The organism is Vibrio olivae (genome assembly GCF_042428525.1).
Classification (GTDB): domain Bacteria; phylum Pseudomonadota; class Gammaproteobacteria; order Enterobacterales; family Vibrionaceae; genus Vibrio; species Vibrio olivae.
This window is the reverse complement of the sequence record NZ_JBHMEP010000008.1, coordinates 173,388-192,884: the sequence shown is the minus strand read 5'-3', so window position 1 is coordinate 192,884 and position 19,497 is coordinate 173,388. Positions and strand designations below refer to the sequence as shown.

Genomic DNA, 19,497 nt, shown 5'->3' with positions numbered 1-19,497 from the left:
AGTACGTCTGGTACGCTTAGTCATAGTTTCACCTGTCATGCTATGAGGTGTATCTTAACACCTCTAATCAGGTGGCCAAATTCACTATGCCACTACAGGTGGCGCTGGTTCACGGCTTTGGCCTATGTCGCGTACGCAAAGACCGAAGCAATTTTTGAAATTGGTCAGTGACAAAAGCATGCTGCAAGAAACGGTGCTGCGTGCCGATACGCTGGCTTCGCTGCCGAATATCGTCATCTGTAATGAAGAGCATCGATTTTTAGCTGCTGAGCAGCTGCGGGAAATCGATAGACTTGGGCAGATCATATTGGAGCCCGAAGGTCGTAATACCGCCCCCGCTATTGCCTTAGCTGCGCTTTATCTAAGGGCTCACAGCGAAGATTCACTGATGTTAGTACTTGCCGCCGATCATGTCATTACTGACCAGGCCGCATTTGAGAGCAGTGTTAAGCAAGCGGTAAAGGCGGCAAAACAGGGAAAGATGGTGACGTTTGGTGTAGTGCCAGATCATCCTGAAACAGGCTATGGGTACATAAAGCGTGGCGAGAGTCTGGGAAGTGTATACCAAGTTGAGCAGTTTGTTGAAAAGCCTGACTTGCCTCTCGCTGAGCAGTATGTCGCCTCTGGGGAGTTTTATTGGAACAGCGGTATGTTTCTGTTTAAAGCCTCGCGCTATCTTGAAGAACTGTCGCAGTATCGCCCCGATATTTTTGAAATTTGTCAGCAAGCCGTGAGTGATCCCAGCAGCGACATGGATTTCGTGCGAGTGGATGAAAGTATATTTGCTCGTTGTCCGAGTGATTCTATCGACTACGCGGTGATGGAACAAACCCAAAGTGCTGTCGTAGTGCCGCTTGATGCTGGCTGGCATGACATTGGTTCTTGGGATGCGCTTTGGGATATGGTCGGCAAAGATGGCTCAGGGAATGTAAAGCGTGGCGATGTGCTTACCCACGATTGTCTCAACAGCTATTTCAACGCCGAAGACAAGATGATCGCTGCAGTGGGGGTTGACGATATAGTGGTGGTGGAAACCAAAGATGCGGTGTTGATTGCGGATAAACATCATGTTCAGGACATCAAGCAAATCGTCGAACAACTTAAATCAACTGGGCGCAGCGAACACTATGTACATCGTGAGGTATATCGCCCTTGGGGTAAGTATGACTCGGTGGATGTGGGTGCTCGCGACCAAGTTAAGCGTATCACGGTCAATCCTGGTCAAAAACTTTCCCTTCAGATGCATTATCACCGCTCGGAACATTGGATTGTCGTCGCCGGAACCGCCAAAGTTACCACGGGTGAGAACACCAAATTGGTGAGTGAAGATGAGTCAATTTATATTCCGCTGGGCTCAGTTCATGCGCTAGAAAATCCCGGCAATATTCCACTTGAGATGATTGAAGTACAAACCGGCAGTTACCTTGGTGAGGACGATATTGTGCGATTTGACGACCGCTATGGGCGAAAATAGCAACCTCCGGCAAACCTACATATTTGATCTATCAACCAAGGAGACATTATGGCAACCACAGAATTACTGTCGTGCTTTAAAGCATACGATATTCGCGGCAAATTGGGCGCGGAGTTGAATAGTGATATCGCTTATCGAATTGGCCGCGCGTATGCTCAATTTACCAAGGCGCGGCGTGTGGTCGTCGGTGGAGATGCTCGGGAAACCAGCGCTGAGCTCAAGCATGCCTTAGCCGAAGGGTTGCTCGACGAGGGCTGTGATGTGATTGATATTGGACTGGTTGGTAGTGAAGAAATCTACTTTGCGACTTGGCAGCTCAGTCTTGATGGCGGCATTATCGTAACAGCATCACATAATCCAATGGATTACAATGGTATGAAACTGGTGCGAGAACGTTCAAAGCCTATCAGTAATGATTCAGGGCTCAATGAAATAAAATGTTTAGCTGAACGTAATGGCTTTGATGCTTCAACCGTTCGCGGCGAGTACCATGCTCGCTCAAACTTAACCGCTTACGTGGACCACCTGCTGTCGTATATCGATACTGCAAAACTAAATCCGTTTAAGTTAGTCGTGAATGCGGGGAATGGCGTAGCAGGTCGTGTAATTGATGAAATTGAGCGTCGCTTTGAGGCGCTTGGCGTCCATATCGAATTTATCAAACTCAACCATGCACCTGACTCAAGCTTTCCTAACGGTATCCCCAATCCACTACTGGTGGAAAATCGTGAGCAAACCGCGGAGGCAGTACGCAAACATCAGGCGGATATAGGTATTGCATGGGATGGTGACTTTGACCGTTGCTTCTTTTTTGATGAGCACGGCGGTTTTGTTGAAGGTTATTACATTGTAGGTCTGCTTGCCGAAGCATTTTTGCAAAAGAATAGCGATGAAACAATTATTTACGACCCGCGTGTATATTGGAACACCGAGGCGACGATCACTGAGTGTGGTGGTCGGGCGGTGATGTCGAAAACTGGCCATGCGTACATCAAAGCACGTATGCGTGAGGAAGATGCCATTTATGGCGGCGAGATGAGCGCCCATCATTACTTTCGCGATTTTGCCTATTGCGATAGCGGAATGATTCCTTGGTTATTGGTGATTGAACTGTTAAGTATCAAGGGTATGCGGCTGAGTGAATTACTTGGTGACGGTATGGCACGCTTTCCAAGTTCTGGTGAAATCAATTTTCGAGTCAATGACCCAGCTCAGATTATGAGTCGTATTGAGCATTATCCTTGGTGCCAGTCAGTGAGCATTTCTTATATTGACGGTTTAGATATGTGCTTTGAAGATTGGCGTTTTAATTTACGTATGTCTAATACCGAACCCGTTTTACGTTTAAATATTGAAACCAAACACAAGGCTAAGTTGTTAGAGGAGAAAGTCCAGCAGTTGAGAGACTTGATCGCTGAGTGTGATGCTCCAAATGACGATCCGGCTCGAAAACGGCAACGCAGTGGTTCTTTTCTTAAACAGTAGCTATCGATTGGATAACTTGTGTTACTTATGATTTTCATTGTGACTGACATTCTGCGGTCAGAATATTAACCGTACGCTAATACAGATATAGCGTGAGTTAATTACGGTGAGTTAGGCCTTATAAAAACCATCGGCTTGGTCGTAAACGTCGTTCTTAATTGAACTCTTTCTGGCGTGTTAGGGAGCAAGACAATGAATCATAGTGACCCATTTACTACCGTGTTTGGGATTCGATTTTTTAATATCGGTCTAAACTCGATGGCGGATGATATTTTAGGTGGGAAATACAATCAAAAAATGATTGTGACTCCCAATGTTGATCATGTTATTCGTTATGAAAAAGATCGGCATTTTCATGATATCTACGCTAAAGCCGATGTGTATTTAAACGATTCGCGTGTACTCAAATTATTTTCACAAGCGATAGGTAATCCAATTAATAGTCTGGTGTCGGGGAGCGACCTAACCGCACGTCTATTTGAGCAACTTACGAGCCATCAATCAATATCGGTCGCCATTATTGGAGCCAGCGAAGAGGTGGTTGCCAAAATCGCAGAGATTTATCCGATTGCTAAGCTCACTCATCATAATCCACCGATGGGATTTGATAGTGATGAACGACAAATCGATAAATGCGTCGCAGTGTGTCAGCAAGCCAATGCCGATATCGTTTTCTTGGCGGTTGGGAGTCCTAAGCAAGAAATTGTTGCTGATCGATTACGCGCACAAGGAGTGAGTGGTTGCTACTTGTGTATTGGTGCATCGCTGTTGTTTTTGGCTGGTGAAGAGAAGCGAGCTCCGGAATTCGTGCGTCGTGCAAATTGCGAGTGGTTGTTTCGTTTGGCACAAAGCCCCAAGCGTTTGGCCAAGCGCTACCTGGTGGATGGTTGGCAGATTGTACCGATTGTGCTTAAAGAGCGCCAGGCGTTAAAGAGGCCGAGTACACACTAAACACAAAGAGACGCAGCACAGTGCGTTAAACGGCCTAAACACATTGAGATCTTCTTGAGTCAAGAACTCGCTTCTGATGTTCCAGTTGTACCACGGGTTGCCTCTTTGTGCGGTTTGTTATCGGATTGATGGGTGATGGCGATCTGTCGTTCTTGTTTCTACCATGCACTACATTGGGGCTTTCTCTGAGGTTTATTGGTGCGTTCATTGTGCATTTGCGAGAAGCATTTTTTTAATTTGTTGAAAAATAGATGAAAATTTTCATGGCATCAGTTTTGCTTTGGTTGACGTGTTCGTAGCAAAGAGTCATTAACCAGTGAATAGGAGCAAGCTGGATACAATTCGGTAAAATAGACATCTAGGGTTCCGGCTAATTGCGGTTAGCGACTGGTCCGAGAGTTGTCAACCTCTTATGAGGTCACACGGCGGGACAAAAGCCCGGGAGGCCAACCAATTTCATTGGTTATGTCTCTGCGCGCTTGTTCAATTATGTGATTCACATTGGAGGTGGTCCATGTCACTTTTCTCTAAACGCTCGCTTATTTCAATCGCTTTATCCGCTAGTGCGCTCAGCACGTCTTTTATTTCCGCAACTGCGCTCGCAGAAGAAAAACAAAATTTTACTATCGCTTGGTCGATCTACGTCGGTTGGATGCCATGGGATTACGCAAAGTACAGCGGCATTATCGATAAATGGGCGGATAAATATGGCATTAACATCGATGTCATTCAGGTAAACGACTACGTTGAGTCTATCAACCAGTACACTGCCGGTCAGTTCGACGCAACGGTCATGACCAACATGGACGCGTTGACGATTCCAGCAGCAAGCGGTGTCGATTCAACGGCTGTTATTGTTGGCGACTTCTCAGATGGTAATGATGGTATTGTGCTGAAAGGTGACAATCAGTCACTGGAAGACATCAAGGGCCAGAATGTCAATCTGGTTGAATTAAGTGTCTCTTACTACTTACTGGCTCGAGGCCTTGAAAGTGTCGGCATGAGTGAGCGAGATGTGAAAGTCGTCAACACTTCCGATGCTGATATGGTCGCGGCATTCACCACAGATGATGTCACTTCTACCGTCACTTGGAACCCGCTGCTTAGCGAAATCAAATCCCAACCTAATAGTGCCCTCGTTTTTGACTCCTCGAAAATCCCCGGGGAAATCATTGACCTGATGGTCGCCAACACCGAAACGCTGCAAGATAACCCAGTTCTGGGCAAAGCGTTAACCGGTGCATGGTATGAGATCATGTCGCTCATGTCTGGTGAAGACAAAGCCGCGGCTGATCAAGCAAAAACCTATATGGCGAAAGCATCTGGTACCGATTTAGCGGGTTATAACGACCAACTGGCGGCAACTAAGATGTACTTCTCCCCGGTAGAAGCGGTTAATTTTACGACAAGCGAAGATTTGAAATCGACGATGCAAAAAGTCGCGCAGTTTTCCTTTGATCACGGCCTGCTTGGTGAAAGCGCGCCAGATGCCGGCTTTATCGGTGTTGAAACACCTTCTGGTGTCTATGGTAACCCGGGCAATATCAAACTACGTTTCACTGCCGAATACATGCAAATGGCAGCAGACGGTAAATTATAAGTTTCGATATTTTCCCCAGAGTTTCAGGAGTTGCCATGACAAAACTCATCAACCGTCAACCTTCCCGCATTAGTAAGGCCATGCTGGGTTTAATGCCGTTCATCATATTGCTGTTTGTTTATATGACGGCATCGGATGCCCGTTTGGCGGAGAACCCATACGATAAATTGTTACCCGCGTTCAGCAGCTTTGTTGATGCCATTGAGCGAATGGCATTTACTCCGAGCAAACGCACCGGCGAATACCTGTTCTGGACTGACACTTTAGCCAGTCTGCAACGTTTAGCGATTGGGGTCGGCGCGAGTGCCTTGTTCGGTTTAGCCATCGGCGTCGCGAACGGGATGTTACCGGTTGTTCGTTCTTCGCTCTCTCCACTGGTCACCGCGATTTCTTTAATTCCACCAATGGCGATACTTCCGATTTTGTTCATCACGTTTGGCTTGGGTGAAGTGTCCAAAGTTGTCCTCATTTTTATTGGCATTTGCCCAATTATCATCAGGGATCTTCAACTTAAAGCTCAGTCACTGCCCCAGGAGCAGTTGATCAAAGCGCAGACACTTGGCGCCAACAGCTGGCAAATTATTGTTCGAGTTGTGTTGCCACAGATATTCCCTCGATTGATTGAAGCCGTCCGCTTGACATTGGGCAGTGCATGGCTGTTTTTGATTGCTGCCGAGGCGATTGTTGCCACTGATGGCCTGGGTTATCGCATTTTCCTTGTCCGTCGTTATTTGTCGATGGATGTCATTCTTCCATACGTTGTCTGGATAACCATTCTTGCTTTCACCATGGATTGGTTATTAAGGAAACTGTCTGAGAAGGTATGCCCTTGGTATCACAAAGCTCAGGGAGAATAAGCATGAATATGAGAAAACCGATCATTGAGGTTAAGCAGGTCTGGAAAGAGTATGGCGATAACATTGTTTTAGAGAAACTCAATCTCGATGTTTATCCTGGTGACTTTGTCAGCATAGTTGGCGCTTCAGGTTGCGGCAAAACGACCATGCTTAACATGTTACTGGGTACAGAAAAGCAGACTCGTGGGGAGATCTTACTTGATGGCCAGCCGTTATCAACAGAGCCCGGTATCGAACGAGGCATTGTCTTTCAAAAGTATTCTGTGTTTCCTCACCTCACATCACTAAAGAATGTGATGTTGGGCAAGGAGTTAGAATCAAGCAGTGTGCTGACCTCATTAACCGGTCGTGGCTTTGGATTCAACAAGAAAAAAGCGCGGGAAGACGCAACGGCGATTCTCAAGCAAGTCGGGCTGGGACACGCTTTGGACAAATATCCTCATGAGCTTTCCGGTGGGATGAGACAACGCTTATCGATTGCTCAGGCGTTGATTAAAAAGCCCCGTATTTTGCTCCTTGATGAGCCGTTTGGCGCCCTTGATCCAGGCATTCGAAAAGACATGCATAGCTTAATTAAATCACTTTGCCACGAACAACAGCTCACCGTGTTCATGATCACTCATGACCTCAGTGAAGGTTTTCACTTAGGCAACCGGTTGTGGGTGTTTGATCATGTAAGAAATGACGAACAGGCTCCGGAACGCTTTGGCGCACAGGTTACGTTTGATATCGATTTGAGAAAACCAGAGCAAGCCGAAGTAGTAAACACTTTATTAGAAAAGAAAATTGCATAGGAGGACAATGATGTCGTCTAAAACACCGATTTTTACCGATACGATTCCAGGGGCCGCACACTGGTCAATGGTTATTCCAAAAGGACATGTATTACAAGCTAAGGACCTAGAAGGTGGTGCTAATCTGAGCATGTTGTTCTACAACCCGACCAACTTGCTGGAGCGCTATAATGCGCCTGACTCACTCAAGGGCCAACACACGTTTAAACTGACCGCCGGGCATTGCCTTTATTCAGATATGGGGCGCGTATTCTGTTCGATAGTTCGTGATGATACCCATTGGATTGACTCCGTCTGTGGCGTTGCCAACAAACAAAAAGTCGCTGAAAAATGGGGTGAACGTGACTATCAAAAAGACAGAAACCAGTGGAAACAAAATGGCTATGACGCGCTGCTAGTCGAAGTAGCGAAATACGGCCTAGGTCAACGCGATCTTGCCGCTAATCTGAACTTGTTCAGCTGTGTAAAAACTGACGAAGATGGCAATCTGCAATATTTAGAAGACCACAGTAAAGCAGGCGATTGTATCGAGCTGCGTTTTGAAATGGATACCTTGGTGGTGTTAACCACTTGTCCCCACCCAATGAACCCGGCAGAAGACTATCCATTTAAACCCGTTGAACTTGCGCTGTTTGAAGCACAACCCGTCCGTGAAGGTGACGCTTGTGTGACGTCCAGAGAAGAAAATGGTCGAGGTTTTGAAAACAACCGCCGTTACCACATGCACTCAGCGTGTCGTCATCAGTAAGGAGGATGAAAGATGATTGTTGAAAGTAAATTAGAGCCTCAAACTGCAATTCGCCGAGACATCGTGCCTGCTGGTGATTATTACATGAAAGTGGTTAAAGCCGGTCAGACATTCCGTATTCTCGATTTGGAAGGAAACCAGGCCGCCGACACGTTGTTTTATAATGCCAATGATCCGGCAGAACGTTACAGCGCTATTGATACCATTCGCGAGCAGGGGAGTGTGTACCTGAGTGCTGGTACTAAGATTTTATCAAACCATGGTAATGAGATGCTGCAAATTGTGGCGGATACCTGTGGCCGTCACGATACATTAGGCGGTGCGTGCGCGACGGAGAGTAATACCGTGCGTTATGCAATTGAAAAAAAATGCATGCACGCCTGCCGTGATAGCTGGTTATTGGCCGTTGCTGAAAACGAAGAGTTTGGCATGAGCAAACGCGATATCACGCACAACATCAACTTCTTTATGAATGTGCCAATCACCCAAGCAGGAGGATTAACCTTTGAAGACGGGATCAGTGCGCCGGGCAAGTACGTGGAACTCACCGCCAAGATGGATGTGATCGTCCTAATTTCAAACTGCCCTCAATTAAACAACCCATGTAATGCCTACAACCCAACGCCAGTTGAAGTCTTGGTGTGGAATTAAACTCAGCGCATCCACAATAGAGTCGGGGACGACCCCATACTTTGACTCTGAGTTTTTAGCCGGGACGACCCGGACAAGAATTGGAATCGTCTATGTTTAACAAGGTACTTATCGCAAACCGTGGTGCAATTGCTACTCGAGTCATCAGAACGCTAAAAAAGCTGGGTATCACCAGTGTTGCGATTTACAGTGAAGCAGATTCACAAAGTCTTCACGTCACTCAGGCTGATGAAGCCTACTCATTAGGTCAAGGCGCAGCTGCGGAGACTTACCTCAACCAGAAAAAAATCATCGATATTGCCAAACAAACTGGCGTGGAGGCGATTCACCCTGGGTATGGCTTTTTAAGTGAGAACCCAGATTTCGTCGGCTTGTGTGAAACTCACGGTTTGGTGTTCCTTGGTCCAACGCCGGATCAAATGAATGTTTTTGGCCTCAAACACTCCGCTCGTGCCATTGCCGAGAAATCTGGAGTTCCTCTTTTACCCGGCACCGAACTGCTTAAAGACAAACAGCAAGCTTTAGATGAAGCCAACGCCATTGGCTATCCAGTCATGCTGAAAAGCACCGCTGGTGGTGGTGGCATTGGTATGCAGTGCTGCTACGATGCGTCGTCATTGGCTTCGGCTTTTGATTCAGTGAAACGCCTAAGCGAGAATAATTTCAGTAACAGCGGCGTGTTTATCGAAAAATTTATCGAACGTGCACGCCATATTGAAGTACAAATTTTTGGAGACGGACAGGGAACCGTTGTGGCGCTTGGTGAGCGAGACTGTTCTTCTCAGCGCCGTAACCAGAAGGTGATAGAAGAGACACCCGCCCCCAACTTGAGCGAGAAAACCCGCCAATCTCTGCATCAGACGGCCATTAACCTCGCTAAACAAGTGAATTATCGCAATGCAGGTACCGTTGAGTTCGTTGTTGACCAAACCACCGAAGAATTTTACTTCCTGGAGGTGAATACTCGCTTACAGGTTGAACATGGTGTGACCGAAGAAGTGTTTGGTGTCGATCTGGTTGAATGGATGGTGAAGCTCGGTGCTGGCGATTTAACTCAGGCAGAGCTCCGCAAAGAACGTGAGCCTAAGGGGCGTGCCGTGCAAGTGCGTCTGTACGCTGAAGATGCCAACAAAAACTTTCAGCCGTGTGCAGGGCTGCTCAGTCACGTTGAATGGCCACGAGTTGATGGGCTGCGCATAGAGCACTGGATTGAAGCGGGCGTCGAAGTTTCACCTTTCTTCGACCCGATGCTAGCGAAAATCATCACACTGGCAGAAACCCGAACGGAAGCCTTGGACAAAATGTCCGAAACGCTGCAAACCCTAACTATTTATGGTATCGAACATAACCAGAAATACTTACAGCAACTGATTCAGTCTGATCTCGTGCAAAGTGGTATGGTTCTGACCCGCTCTCTCAATGACTTTGTTTATCAACCATCGTCTGTCGATGTGCTCAGTGGGGGGACCCAGACAACCATTCAGGATTACCCTGGCCGTTCAGGCTATTGGCATGTTGGTGTTCCGCCTTCAGGCCCGATGGATTCACTTAGCTTCCGTCTTGGTAACCAAATGCTCAAGAATGAGGAAGCTTGCGCAGGTCTGGAAATCATCATTTCTGGTCCAACGCTCAAATTCAATATTGACCAATCCTTTGTCCTTACAGGAGCACATCTTGATGCCACGCTGGATGGTATCGCTATTGAACACGGTGTAGTGACAACAGCGAAAGCGGGGCAAATTCTGAAAACTGGATTTGTTAAAGGAAATGGCGCGCGCAGTTACCTGCTGTTTGAAGGTGGAATCCAATGCCCAGATTATCTTGGCAGTAAATCAACCTTTACATTAGGTCAGTTTGGCGGACATGCCGGTCGCGCCATTGTTGCCGGTGATGTATTGCATGTTAAAGGAGCTGGTGCAGACTCTGGCGTTGAAGGGACACAGGTTCAATTACCCACCCTGACGACGGAATGGACAGTACGCGTGATTTACGGCCCGCATGGGGCTCCGGACTTTTTCACTGATGAAGACATCGAAGCCTTTTTCTCTGCGACGTGGAAAGTGCATTTCAACTCAAGCCGCACAGGTGTTCGTCTTATTGGTCCTAAACCAAACTGGGCACGTCAGGATGGGGGGGAGGCTGGGCTGCACCCTTCGAATATCCACGACAATGCCTATGCTGTAGGTACCATCGACTTTACTGGTGATATGCCAGTAATTTTGGGCCCTGACGGTCCAAGCTTAGGCGGTTTCGTTTGCCCTGCAACCATCATCAAAGCCGATTTATGGAAAGCTGGCCAGCTTAAGGCGGGCGATAAAATACGTTTTGTCCCGGTAACTATTGAGCAAGCTGAAATGGCAGAACGCGCTCAACTTGATGGTATTGCATCGCTCAATATTGAAGAAGCTGAGCTGGAAGCGGCAGCGCTATCGTCGCCAGTGATAAAAATACTGCCTAAAGAAGTCTGTGGTGAAGACGTGGTGTATCGTCCGAGTGGCGAAGATTTCTTACTGGTCGAATATGGTCCGCAAGTGCTGGATATTCGTCTTCGCTTTCGTGTGCATGCACTGATGAGGAAGATTGAAAACAGGAATATTGACGGTGTGAAAGAGCTAACCCCAGGCATTCGTTCTCTGCAAATTCACTACGATAACCTGACTCTGCCTCGCGATAAATTACTCAAATATCTAGAGCAACTGGAAATGCAGTTGACCGATATTGATGCGCTGACGGTGCCAGCTCGTGTGGTGCATATTCCGCTGTCGTGGGATGACGAAGCAACACGCTTAGCGATTCAAAAGTATGACGAAGTGGTGCGCAAAAATGCACCGTGGTGCCCGGATAATATTGAGTTTATTCGTCGTATCAACGGCCTAGATTCGGTCGAGGAAGTGAAAAAGATTGTCTTTGATGCCAGTTACTTAGTGATGGGCTTAGGAGACGTTTATCTGGGCGCGCCAGTGGCGACGCCAATGGATCCTCGCCACCGTCTGGTGACGACAAAATATAATCCGGCAAGAACCTGGACCCCTGAAAACGCGGTTGGTATCGGCGGTGCCTATCTTTGTGTTTATGGTATGGAGGGCCCGGGCGGCTATCAGTTTGTTGGCCGAACTTTGCAGATGTGGAACCGTTATCGTCAAACCAAAGAGTTCGAACAACCCTGGCTGTTACGATTCTTTGACCAAATCAAGTTTTACGAAGTCAGTGCAGAAGAGCTGCTGGAAATACGACGTAAGCATCCATTGGGTCAATACCCACTGCAAATCGAAGAGACGGACTTTTCACTGGCGAGTTATCAGTCTCTGATTGATGCGCACTGTGAGGAAATTGATGCCTGTAAGGCGCGTCAGCAAACTGCTTTTGAGGCCGAGCGTCAGCGCTGGGTAGAAAGCGGACAAGCAAACTTTGTTATTGAAGAAGCCGAAGAAGAAGAGCAGGAACAATTGGTGCTCGAAGACGGGCAAGCTCTGGTTGAAAGCCATGTTGCTGGTAATGTCTGGCAAGCATTAGTGAAACCAGGGGATAGCGTTAAAGCTGGGCAGGTCATTATGGTTCTCGAAGCGATGAAAATGGAACTTGAAGTGGTCGCTTCAGAGTCGGGCGTTGTTGATCTGGTCTGCGCCGATAAAGGGGCACAGGTCAGTGCTGGTCAGCCTCTTGTCATTATAAATACTCAAGCAGCATAAGGAGTAAAGGGATGAATACTCTAGTTACTATCGAACAATTACTCGCCGGCTACCGGAGCGGTGAAATAGACGTACGTACTTTTCTTAGACAAAAATACCAACTGGCTCAGGAAGATACACATAATACCTGGATTTCTTTGATTTCAGAGTCGCAGCTGGATGACTATATTTCCGATTTGGAGACAAAAGACAGCCAATCACTGCCTTTGTATGGCGTGCCATTTGCGATAAAAGACAATATTGATCTACAAGATTTACCAACAACCGCAGGATGTAAAGAATATGCTTATCAACCGTCAAAGTCGGCGTTTGTCGTCGATCTGTTGATCAAAGCAGGCGCGGTTCCGCTGGGAAAAACAAACCTCGATCAGTTTGCGACAGGGTTAGTTGGGGTTCGGAGCCCGTGGGGCGCGGGCAAAAACAGCTTCGATCCTGATTATGTGTCTGGTGGGTCGAGTGCGGGTAGCGCCATCAGTGTGGCTTTAAATCAGGTGTTTTTCTCGTTAGGAACGGATACCGCTGGTTCAGGACGCGTGCCGGCGGCATTCAATAATATCTTGGGTTTAAAACCAACCAAGGGGTTACTGAGTTGCCGTGGCGTCGTGCCGGCATGTCGCACGCTAGACTGTGTAACCTTCTTTGCGCGCAGTGCGGGGGATCTCGAAACATTGATTGATGTCGCCGCGGTGTATGACGAAAAAGATGGTTATGCGCGTGAAAATGTTCAACAAACGCTGCCTGATGAATTTCACGGTTTAAAAGTGGGTGTTCCTGCGAAAGAGCAACTGGCATTTTTTGGTAACGAACAATACAAAAAACAGTTTGCTTTGGCGCTGGAAAGAATGAAAGCAATGGGCGCAGAGCTGGTTGAGTTTGATCTGCAACCTTTTATTGATGCGGCGAAACTCTTGTATCAAGGCCCTTGGGTGGCAGAGCGTTATGCAGCCATTCAGTCATTTTTTGATGAAGACAGTAGCCGCTGTTTACCGGTAATAGAAACGATTATCGGCGGCGCAAAGAACTACACAGCGGCTGATACATTTAACTATATGTATCAGTTACAGGATTACAAAGTTCAGTGTGACAAGTTGCTTCGAGAGGTGGACGTTGTCATTACTCCGACGGCAGGCAGTACCTATACGATTGAAGCGCTGGAATCTAACCCGATTGAGCTGAACAGCAACCTTGGTTATTACACCAACTTCATGAATTTATTGGATTATACAGCCATTGCTATTCCATCATCGTTCTGTGAATCCGGTTTGCCATTTGGCTTTACGCTGTTTGCGCCAGCCTTTACGGACTCAGCATTGCTCAAGCTTGCCAAAGCATGGCAGACAGAAACTTGTCTTCCTCTTGGTGCGACTGAGCAATGTTTACTTGAAGAGGAACGTATTGATCTATTGGTGTGCGGCGCCCATATGCAAGGGCTCGCGTTGAATCATCAGTTGACAGGAGTGGGGGCGAAACTCAAAGCAACAGGTGAAACCGCAAAGTCTTACCGAATGTATGCGCTGGCTGGCGGCCCCCCTGAACGACCGGGGCTAGTCCGTGATGAAGAGAATGGTCAGGCTATCGAAATCGAAGTGTGGTCGTTGCCGAAGTCAGCACTAGGTAGCTTACTGTGCCAAATTCCACATCCACTCGGGTTAGGTAAAGTAGAGCTAAAAGATGGTCACTGGGTGACAGGATTTATTTGTGAGCCTATTGGTACCAATGGTGCCGAGGACATTACCGAGTTGGGTGGATGGCGAAATTACCTCGCCGTTAGCCAGCGAAATGTTAATCAAACCGCCATTTAAACCTCAGGATTAACCAAAGGAGAAAGGTCTCTTTCTCCTTTGAACGACACACCACTGGCAGTCAATGTTTTCCCAATTTCTGCCCTTAATCTCATTTATCTGAATGAATTATTAGAGGTCGTTGGCAAGTTTCACTTATCGATAAACCTATACTGTTGCGTAGAGTCGCCGTGCGGATAAATCAAGATAAGGTTGCTAATGTCAAAAGCCGAACAATCATCCAGAAAGTTAAGCCTCTATGTTATTGCTATCGTTCTCGTCGTTTGGCTATATAGCTTGTGGTCTGACCGAGTCACGCCGATGACCAGCATAGCGCGTGTGCATTCCTATCTGGTACGTATTGCCCCTGAAGTCTCCGGTAATGTCGTTGGTGTCAATATTAAGAATAACCAAGTGGTTCGGGCTGGCGATGTCATGTTCAATATTGATTCTAGAAACTATGAATTGGCGGTGCGCTCCGCTAAGGCGAACTTAGAGCTCGCCGGGCAAAATATTGGAGCGAATATGGCAGCGGTCGAGGTCGCACAGGCTAAAGTGACCGATGCGATAGCCGCGCGAAATAATGCCAGAGATCAAGCGGCGCGAGTGTCTGAGCTTGCATCAAAGGGAGTATTAAGCCAAGCCGAGCTTGATAACGCACTTGAATCAAGCTCGCGTGCTCAGGCGGCGTTGAATGCAGCTCAAGCCTCACTTGACCAAGCCAAGCAGAATCTCGGTCCTGAAGGCAATAATAATCCGCATATCTTGGCTGCCATGGTGAGCTTGGAAAAGGCGCAGTTGGACTTACAGAAAACGGCAGTCTCCGCGCCCTCGGATGGGATAGTGACCAATGTTCAGCTGACTGTTGGTCAGCAAGCCAACGTTGGCAGCCCGATGGTCACGTTTATCGATCCGAGAGAAATTTGGATATCGGCATTGGTTAGAGAAAACTCGCTAGAATATATACAACCCGGCCAGCAAGTGAAGATCGTACTGGATTCTATGCCCGGGCGAGTACTGAACGGTAAGGTTTATAGCCTTGGCTGGGGGACAGGTGACAGTAATAACGTTGACGCCGCAACGGGGTTTATCCGTGCGGATACCACCACGATTAATGCTCAGCGATACCCAGTAAATATCGTTTTTGATGACATTCCAGACAACATTCGTTATGGCTCTCAAGCAACGGTGGCGTTCTATACGGGGCAAAGCCAAGTCGGTGAATGGTTAGCGAGTCTGTGGATGAAAGTGGTCAGTGTTTGGACTTATGTTTCGTAGCTGCGTCAATCCAATTGTTAAGATTGTCTTCACGCCGGTGTTGTTACTTTTTTACTTAAAATACACCGGGCACCCAATGCCGATTTTGGCACCGATGTTTGTCGTCATACTGTTGACTACGATTCCGTCCCGGCCTGCGCTCAACGTGGTATTTCAGTTAGTGGTCGTGCTGCTGGTTGTGTGTGTGGTTGTGGTATTTTTTGCTCGAATGTTTGCGGGGACGCCGACAGGGTACGCACTATTTGTTTGGGGAGTGATGACTTGGAGCTATCATCGCGGCCATCAAAACCCCCAAGACATTATTTCAACACTCAGCCTTATTGTTCTTATCATTGCCACCGTTGTCAGCAAACAGATGGAATATCCGATTGCTGGTGTTCCGGTCATTATTGGTCAAGCTTTTTTATTGGCGTTGGCGACTACTTTCGTTGTCCATTTTCTATTCCCGGGCGATCAACAGGATATTAAGCCAGATGAAGTGAGTACCGGCATCCACAGTGGATTGATGGTCGCTATATTGAAAGCCACTGCGATGTGTTTGGTTTTGGTTGCGTTGATAAGTATCGGTAGTTCACAAACGATGCTGATTGCAATCACCATCAGCAGCATGCTCAAGTTACCACTTTTGCATCATCAAAAAGACTTTGTTTATCAGCGATTAATCACCACAGCAACGGGCATCCTTTTTACATTGCCAACCATGTTTTTGTATGGCTTTGGAGCACCTTCATGGGTTGTGATGGGGGTATCGCTGTTTCTGGGGATTCAGTTGGCCTGCTATGCCATTCGAAGAGACGCACACGCGACGATTTATCAACTGTTGTTTACCAATTTTATCGTCATCACTTTCCAAATCATTAAAAATGCCGGTATTGACTCATTTTCTAATGGGTTTATGCGCTTAGTGTCGATCAGTCTCGCGATCTTTATTGGCGCCTTAATATTACGCCTCATAGGCCCAAGCACACCGAGTGTCGAGCCGAAACGTCAGTTATCGGATCCCTAGCGCTAGAAATTAATAGACGTTAGAGCCGCTGATGCGGCTCTTTGACACTAAAAGCGTAATGTTTTTTTTTTCGAGTTAAGGGGGCACGATAGAGCATGATCGTCGTAGCCGTTTAACTTTTGGCTTGGCAGGCAAGCATGGCTTTCTCTATCTGGCCCCAGTCTTGTTCGGTTTTGCTGATAATTTCGATGCGACTATCACGCCGGTATGCGACTTTATCAAAGTCATGTTCGTCGTTCACTCGATTATAAAAAACCCAAGCATAGCCAATACGAATCACCCCTTTAATACGCTGTATATCGGTTAAATCGTTGAGTACTTTTTCCAGAGCCCAGTAATCGAAACCGTCATCTCGATGAAATATCCAGCCACAACTGTATAAACCGCGACCATTCCCTGTTTTACGTATCGGCGCTTGAGGGGCGGGCTCGGTGCTGTCATGATGCTCATGCTCATGCTCATGCTCATGCTCATGCTCATGCTCATGCTCATGCTCATGATGTTGGTGCGCATTTGGAAATTGCGATTTTAGCTGCCCGTTTCTGACTAAATCTAAGAGGTCTAGGGTGATTCGCCCCTTGTGGGTTTGACCAATATATTGTTTGGGAGGAAACATCGCATTCAGGCTTGATGTTGCGGCTTCAATCTGCGCTTGCTCAGCGAGATCGCACTTGTTGATGAGTACGACATCAGCCAGATTAAGCTGATCATGAAATATCTCGTTATCCATGATTTCCCCTTGCGTTAAACAACGCGGGTCCAATAAGCAGATTGTGGCGCGAAGGTCGAGACGATGTTCAAAATTCGGCCCCATCAAGGTATCAATGATGCCTTCTGGATGACCTATGCCAGTGGGCTCAATAATTAAACGGTCTGGTTTCGTTTGCTCAATGAGCGTGTGTAACGTTATGCCTAGCGATAATCCTAAAGAGCAGCATATGCAACCGCCCGCCAGCTCTTGAACGACTAGGCCATCTTGCGTTGGCATCATCTCCTGATCGATACCCACTTGACCAAATTCATTCACCAGTATTGCCCAATGTTCATTCTTCGGCTTGTTTGCAAGCAACGAATTTATGGCTGTGGTTTTTCCTACACCAAGAAATCCAGTAATAATATTGGTAGGAATGGGGTCGTATTGCTCGTTCATAGTCATTCTTCTGTGGTGATGTCAGTCCTATTCTCTGCGTGTGTTACTGAAAATAGCATGAGTGGTATTGTTGTTTGTGTTGTTATAACATAACAAAAATGAGCTATATCTGACAACCATCTCCAGTCTAAATGTGTTGCATATTACCATTAAGCATGGCGACAAATTTAGGTGGTGTTTGAGAGGACACATGTATCAAAACAAGGTTGCTGTGACAGTTTTGTCCGGCTTTTTAGGCGCAGGGAAAACCACAGTTCTCAGCCATATTTTAAATAATCGCCAAGGAAAGCGAGTGGCTATTATTGTCAACGACATGAGTGACATTAATATTGACTCTGCATTTGTGAAAAGCGAGGTTTCTTTCAACCACCAGCAAGAAAAATTGGTGGAAATGAGCAATGGTTGCATTTGCTGCACGTTGAGAGAAGACCTGCTTATCGAAGTCGGCAAGTTGGCCAAAGAAGGGCGGTTCGATAACCTGATCATAGAATCGACTGGGATTGCGGAGCCATTGCCTGTCGCTGAAACCTTTACTTTTGCCGACGAGCAAGGACGTTCCCTTTCTGATATTGCAACGCTTGATACCATGGTCACTGTGGTGGATGCGATGAATTTTTTAAAGGATTACGATGAAGCTTGTTGTTTACAAGAGAAAGGGCAGTTTATTGATCAAGATGATGAACGTAGCGTCTCCGACTTGTTAATTGAACAGATTGAATTTGCGGATGTGATTCTAATAAACAAAACCGATCTCGTGGGTGCCGATGAATTGGAGAGGTTAACGGCGGTTTTAAAAACCTTAAACACGCAAGCAAGGCTCATTCCGATACAGAATGGTCACGTGGACACCGAAGAGGTTCTCGATACTGGGCTATTTGATTTTGAACGCGCTCAACAGGCGCCGGGCTGGTTACAAGAGTTACGAGGTGAACATGTTCCTGAAACCGAAGAGTATGGAATTTGCAGTTTCAGTTACCAAGCTCGTCGTCCATTTCATCCTGAAAAATTCTATCAATTTATTCATAACACCGAAGGTTTTGGCAAACTAATACGTTCAAAAGGCTATTTTTGGCTCGCCTCTCGTCCTGACTACGTTGGCCAATGGAGCCAAGCTGGTGGAATGGCACGCTATGGATACGCCGGGATGTTTTGGAGTGCCATTCCTAAAGCCGAGTGGCCGACGGACAGCGAAGCATTAAACGCTATCCAAGAAAGTTGGGTTGAGCCGTATGGCGATAGCCGGCAAGAACTTGTGTTTATCGGTCAAGGTCTTGATATTAAAGCCATGACTAGAGCTTTAGAGCGTTGCTTGCTGACTGATGAAGAGATGAACTTGGGGCGAGAAGCTTGGCTGGCGCTCGCAGATCCATTCCTTACCTAGGAGGAAGACGATGAACGTTGATACCGTTAATAAGCGACCAACAGCGGCCAGTACGACGAATGTTCAGCCAAGTGTATTGGCGAACATCTATCAATCAACAAACATTGCCATATGGCCTCGCAAGCTGCCGTTAGCGTTCATTTCTGATCTTGAACAACTGCTTGCAAGCGAGGCCAACTTATCGATAGTCGAAAGGGTAAGTCCGCACAGCGCCGCTGATCAGCTGAAATCAAAACTCAGTGATTTTGCTTGCGCTGAAGAGTTAAGCGAAGATATCGCGTTACTTGTCGATATGTTTTGCTGCTTGTTTGGACGACAAGAAGCCGGATTGCGACTAACAACACTAAGTAAGCCAATGTGTCCAAACTTCCATGTTGACCATATTCCAGTTCGCTTAGTCACGACTTACCTTGGCACCGCAACGCAGTGGTTGGAGGATGATAACGTCAAACGCGAACGGCTTGGTACAGGGAACCCAAGTGATGAGGTTTTCGCCTATACGGATATCCAACAAATGCAGCCAGGCGATGTTGCTCTATTAAAGGGCAGCGGGTGGGAGGGAAACGAACATCATGGTTTAGTCCATCGCTCGCCACAAAATAGGCAGGGAGAACGGCGACTGTTATTGACGCAAGATTGTATTTGATTGCAC

Annotated in this window: 15 protein-coding genes and 1 riboswitch; of the genes, 14 read left to right on the top strand and 1 reads right to left on the bottom strand. The window is 47.0% G+C overall.

Going from position 1 to position 19,497, the window contains the following annotated elements:
• The first annotated feature begins 79 nt into the window (after positions 1-79).
• The 12 genes from ACFFUV_RS19090 to ACFFUV_RS19035 all read left to right on the top strand — a co-directional run bounded on the left by ACFFUV_RS19090 (position 80) and on the right by ACFFUV_RS19035 (position 16,314).
• Positions 80-1,474: a mannose-1-phosphate guanylyltransferase/mannose-6-phosphate isomerase gene (locus ACFFUV_RS19090; protein ID WP_390196014.1), complete on the top strand. Its 1,395-nt coding sequence runs from the start codon at positions 80-82 to the stop codon at positions 1,472-1,474.
• Between the two features lie 48 nt (positions 1,475-1,522).
• The gene (locus tag ACFFUV_RS19085) at positions 1,523-2,959 is read left to right on the top strand and encodes a phosphohexomutase domain-containing protein (protein WP_390195999.1); all 1,437 of its coding nucleotides are present in this window, start codon (positions 1,523-1,525) and stop codon (positions 2,957-2,959) included.
• Positions 2,960-3,151: 192 nt separating this feature from the next.
• Positions 3,152-3,910, top strand: a complete 759-nt coding sequence (locus tag ACFFUV_RS19080) for a WecB/TagA/CpsF family glycosyltransferase (RefSeq protein ID WP_390195997.1) — start codon at positions 3,152-3,154, stop codon at positions 3,908-3,910.
• A gap of 347 nt (positions 3,911-4,257) precedes the next feature.
• A riboswitch (guanidine-I (ykkC/yxkD leader) is annotated at positions 4,258-4,357 on the top strand.
• A gap of 67 nt (positions 4,358-4,424) precedes the next feature.
• Positions 4,425-5,510 (top strand): putative urea ABC transporter substrate-binding protein, encoded by a 1,086-nt coding sequence (locus ACFFUV_RS19075; protein ID WP_390195995.1) that lies wholly within the window; start codon positions 4,425-4,427, stop codon positions 5,508-5,510.
• A 35-nt stretch (positions 5,511-5,545) separates the two neighbouring features.
• Complete coding sequence (locus ACFFUV_RS19070) at positions 5,546-6,367, top strand: ABC transporter permease (RefSeq protein ID WP_390195993.1); 822 nt, start codon at positions 5,546-5,548, stop codon at positions 6,365-6,367.
• 2 nt (positions 6,368-6,369) lie between these two features.
• A complete protein-coding gene (locus tag ACFFUV_RS19065; protein ID WP_390195991.1) occupies positions 6,370-7,161 on the top strand; it encodes an ABC transporter ATP-binding protein in 792 nt (263 codons plus the stop codon).
• Positions 7,162-7,168: 7 nt separating this feature from the next.
• The gene (locus tag ACFFUV_RS19060; RefSeq protein WP_390195988.1) at positions 7,169-7,909 is read left to right on the top strand and encodes an urea amidolyase associated protein UAAP1; all 741 of its coding nucleotides are present in this window, start codon (positions 7,169-7,171) and stop codon (positions 7,907-7,909) included.
• Positions 7,910-7,921: 12 nt separating this feature from the next.
• Positions 7,922-8,560: an urea amidolyase associated protein UAAP2 gene (locus ACFFUV_RS19055; protein ID WP_390195985.1), complete on the top strand. Its 639-nt coding sequence runs from the start codon at positions 7,922-7,924 to the stop codon at positions 8,558-8,560.
• Between the two features lie 92 nt (positions 8,561-8,652).
• Positions 8,653-12,249 (top strand): urea carboxylase, encoded by a 3,597-nt coding sequence (uca, locus tag ACFFUV_RS19050; RefSeq protein WP_390195983.1) that lies wholly within the window; start codon positions 8,653-8,655, stop codon positions 12,247-12,249.
• Between the two features lie 11 nt (positions 12,250-12,260).
• The gene (atzF, locus tag ACFFUV_RS19045) at positions 12,261-14,051 is read left to right on the top strand and encodes an allophanate hydrolase (RefSeq protein WP_390195980.1); all 1,791 of its coding nucleotides are present in this window, start codon (positions 12,261-12,263) and stop codon (positions 14,049-14,051) included.
• A 198-nt stretch (positions 14,052-14,249) separates the two neighbouring features.
• Entirely contained in the window at positions 14,250-15,308 is a 1,059-nt protein-coding gene (locus tag ACFFUV_RS19040) for an HlyD family secretion protein (RefSeq protein WP_390195978.1), read from the top strand.
• On the top strand, positions 15,298-16,314 hold the full coding sequence (locus ACFFUV_RS19035) for a DUF2955 domain-containing protein (protein WP_390195975.1): 1,017 nt from the start codon (positions 15,298-15,300) through the stop codon (positions 16,312-16,314). The genes ACFFUV_RS19040 and ACFFUV_RS19035 overlap by 11 nt, the downstream gene beginning before the upstream one ends.
• Positions 16,315-16,426: 112 nt before the next feature.
• Here the strand turns inward: ACFFUV_RS19035 and ACFFUV_RS19030 are convergent, their stop codons facing one another.
• A complete protein-coding gene (locus ACFFUV_RS19030; RefSeq protein ID WP_390195973.1) occupies positions 16,427-17,464 on the bottom strand; it encodes a CobW family GTP-binding protein in 1,038 nt (345 codons plus the stop codon).
• A 190-nt stretch (positions 17,465-17,654) separates the two neighbouring features.
• On the opposite strand from ACFFUV_RS19030, the gene zigA reads away from it, so the two are divergent.
• On the top strand, positions 17,655-18,845 hold the full coding sequence (zigA, locus tag ACFFUV_RS19025) for a zinc metallochaperone GTPase ZigA (RefSeq protein WP_390195970.1): 1,191 nt from the start codon (positions 17,655-17,657) through the stop codon (positions 18,843-18,845).
• 10 nt (positions 18,846-18,855) lie between these two features.
• Complete coding sequence (locus tag ACFFUV_RS19020; protein ID WP_390195967.1) at positions 18,856-19,491, top strand: DUF1826 domain-containing protein; 636 nt, start codon at positions 18,856-18,858, stop codon at positions 19,489-19,491.
• Positions 19,492-19,497 lie beyond the last annotated feature (6 nt).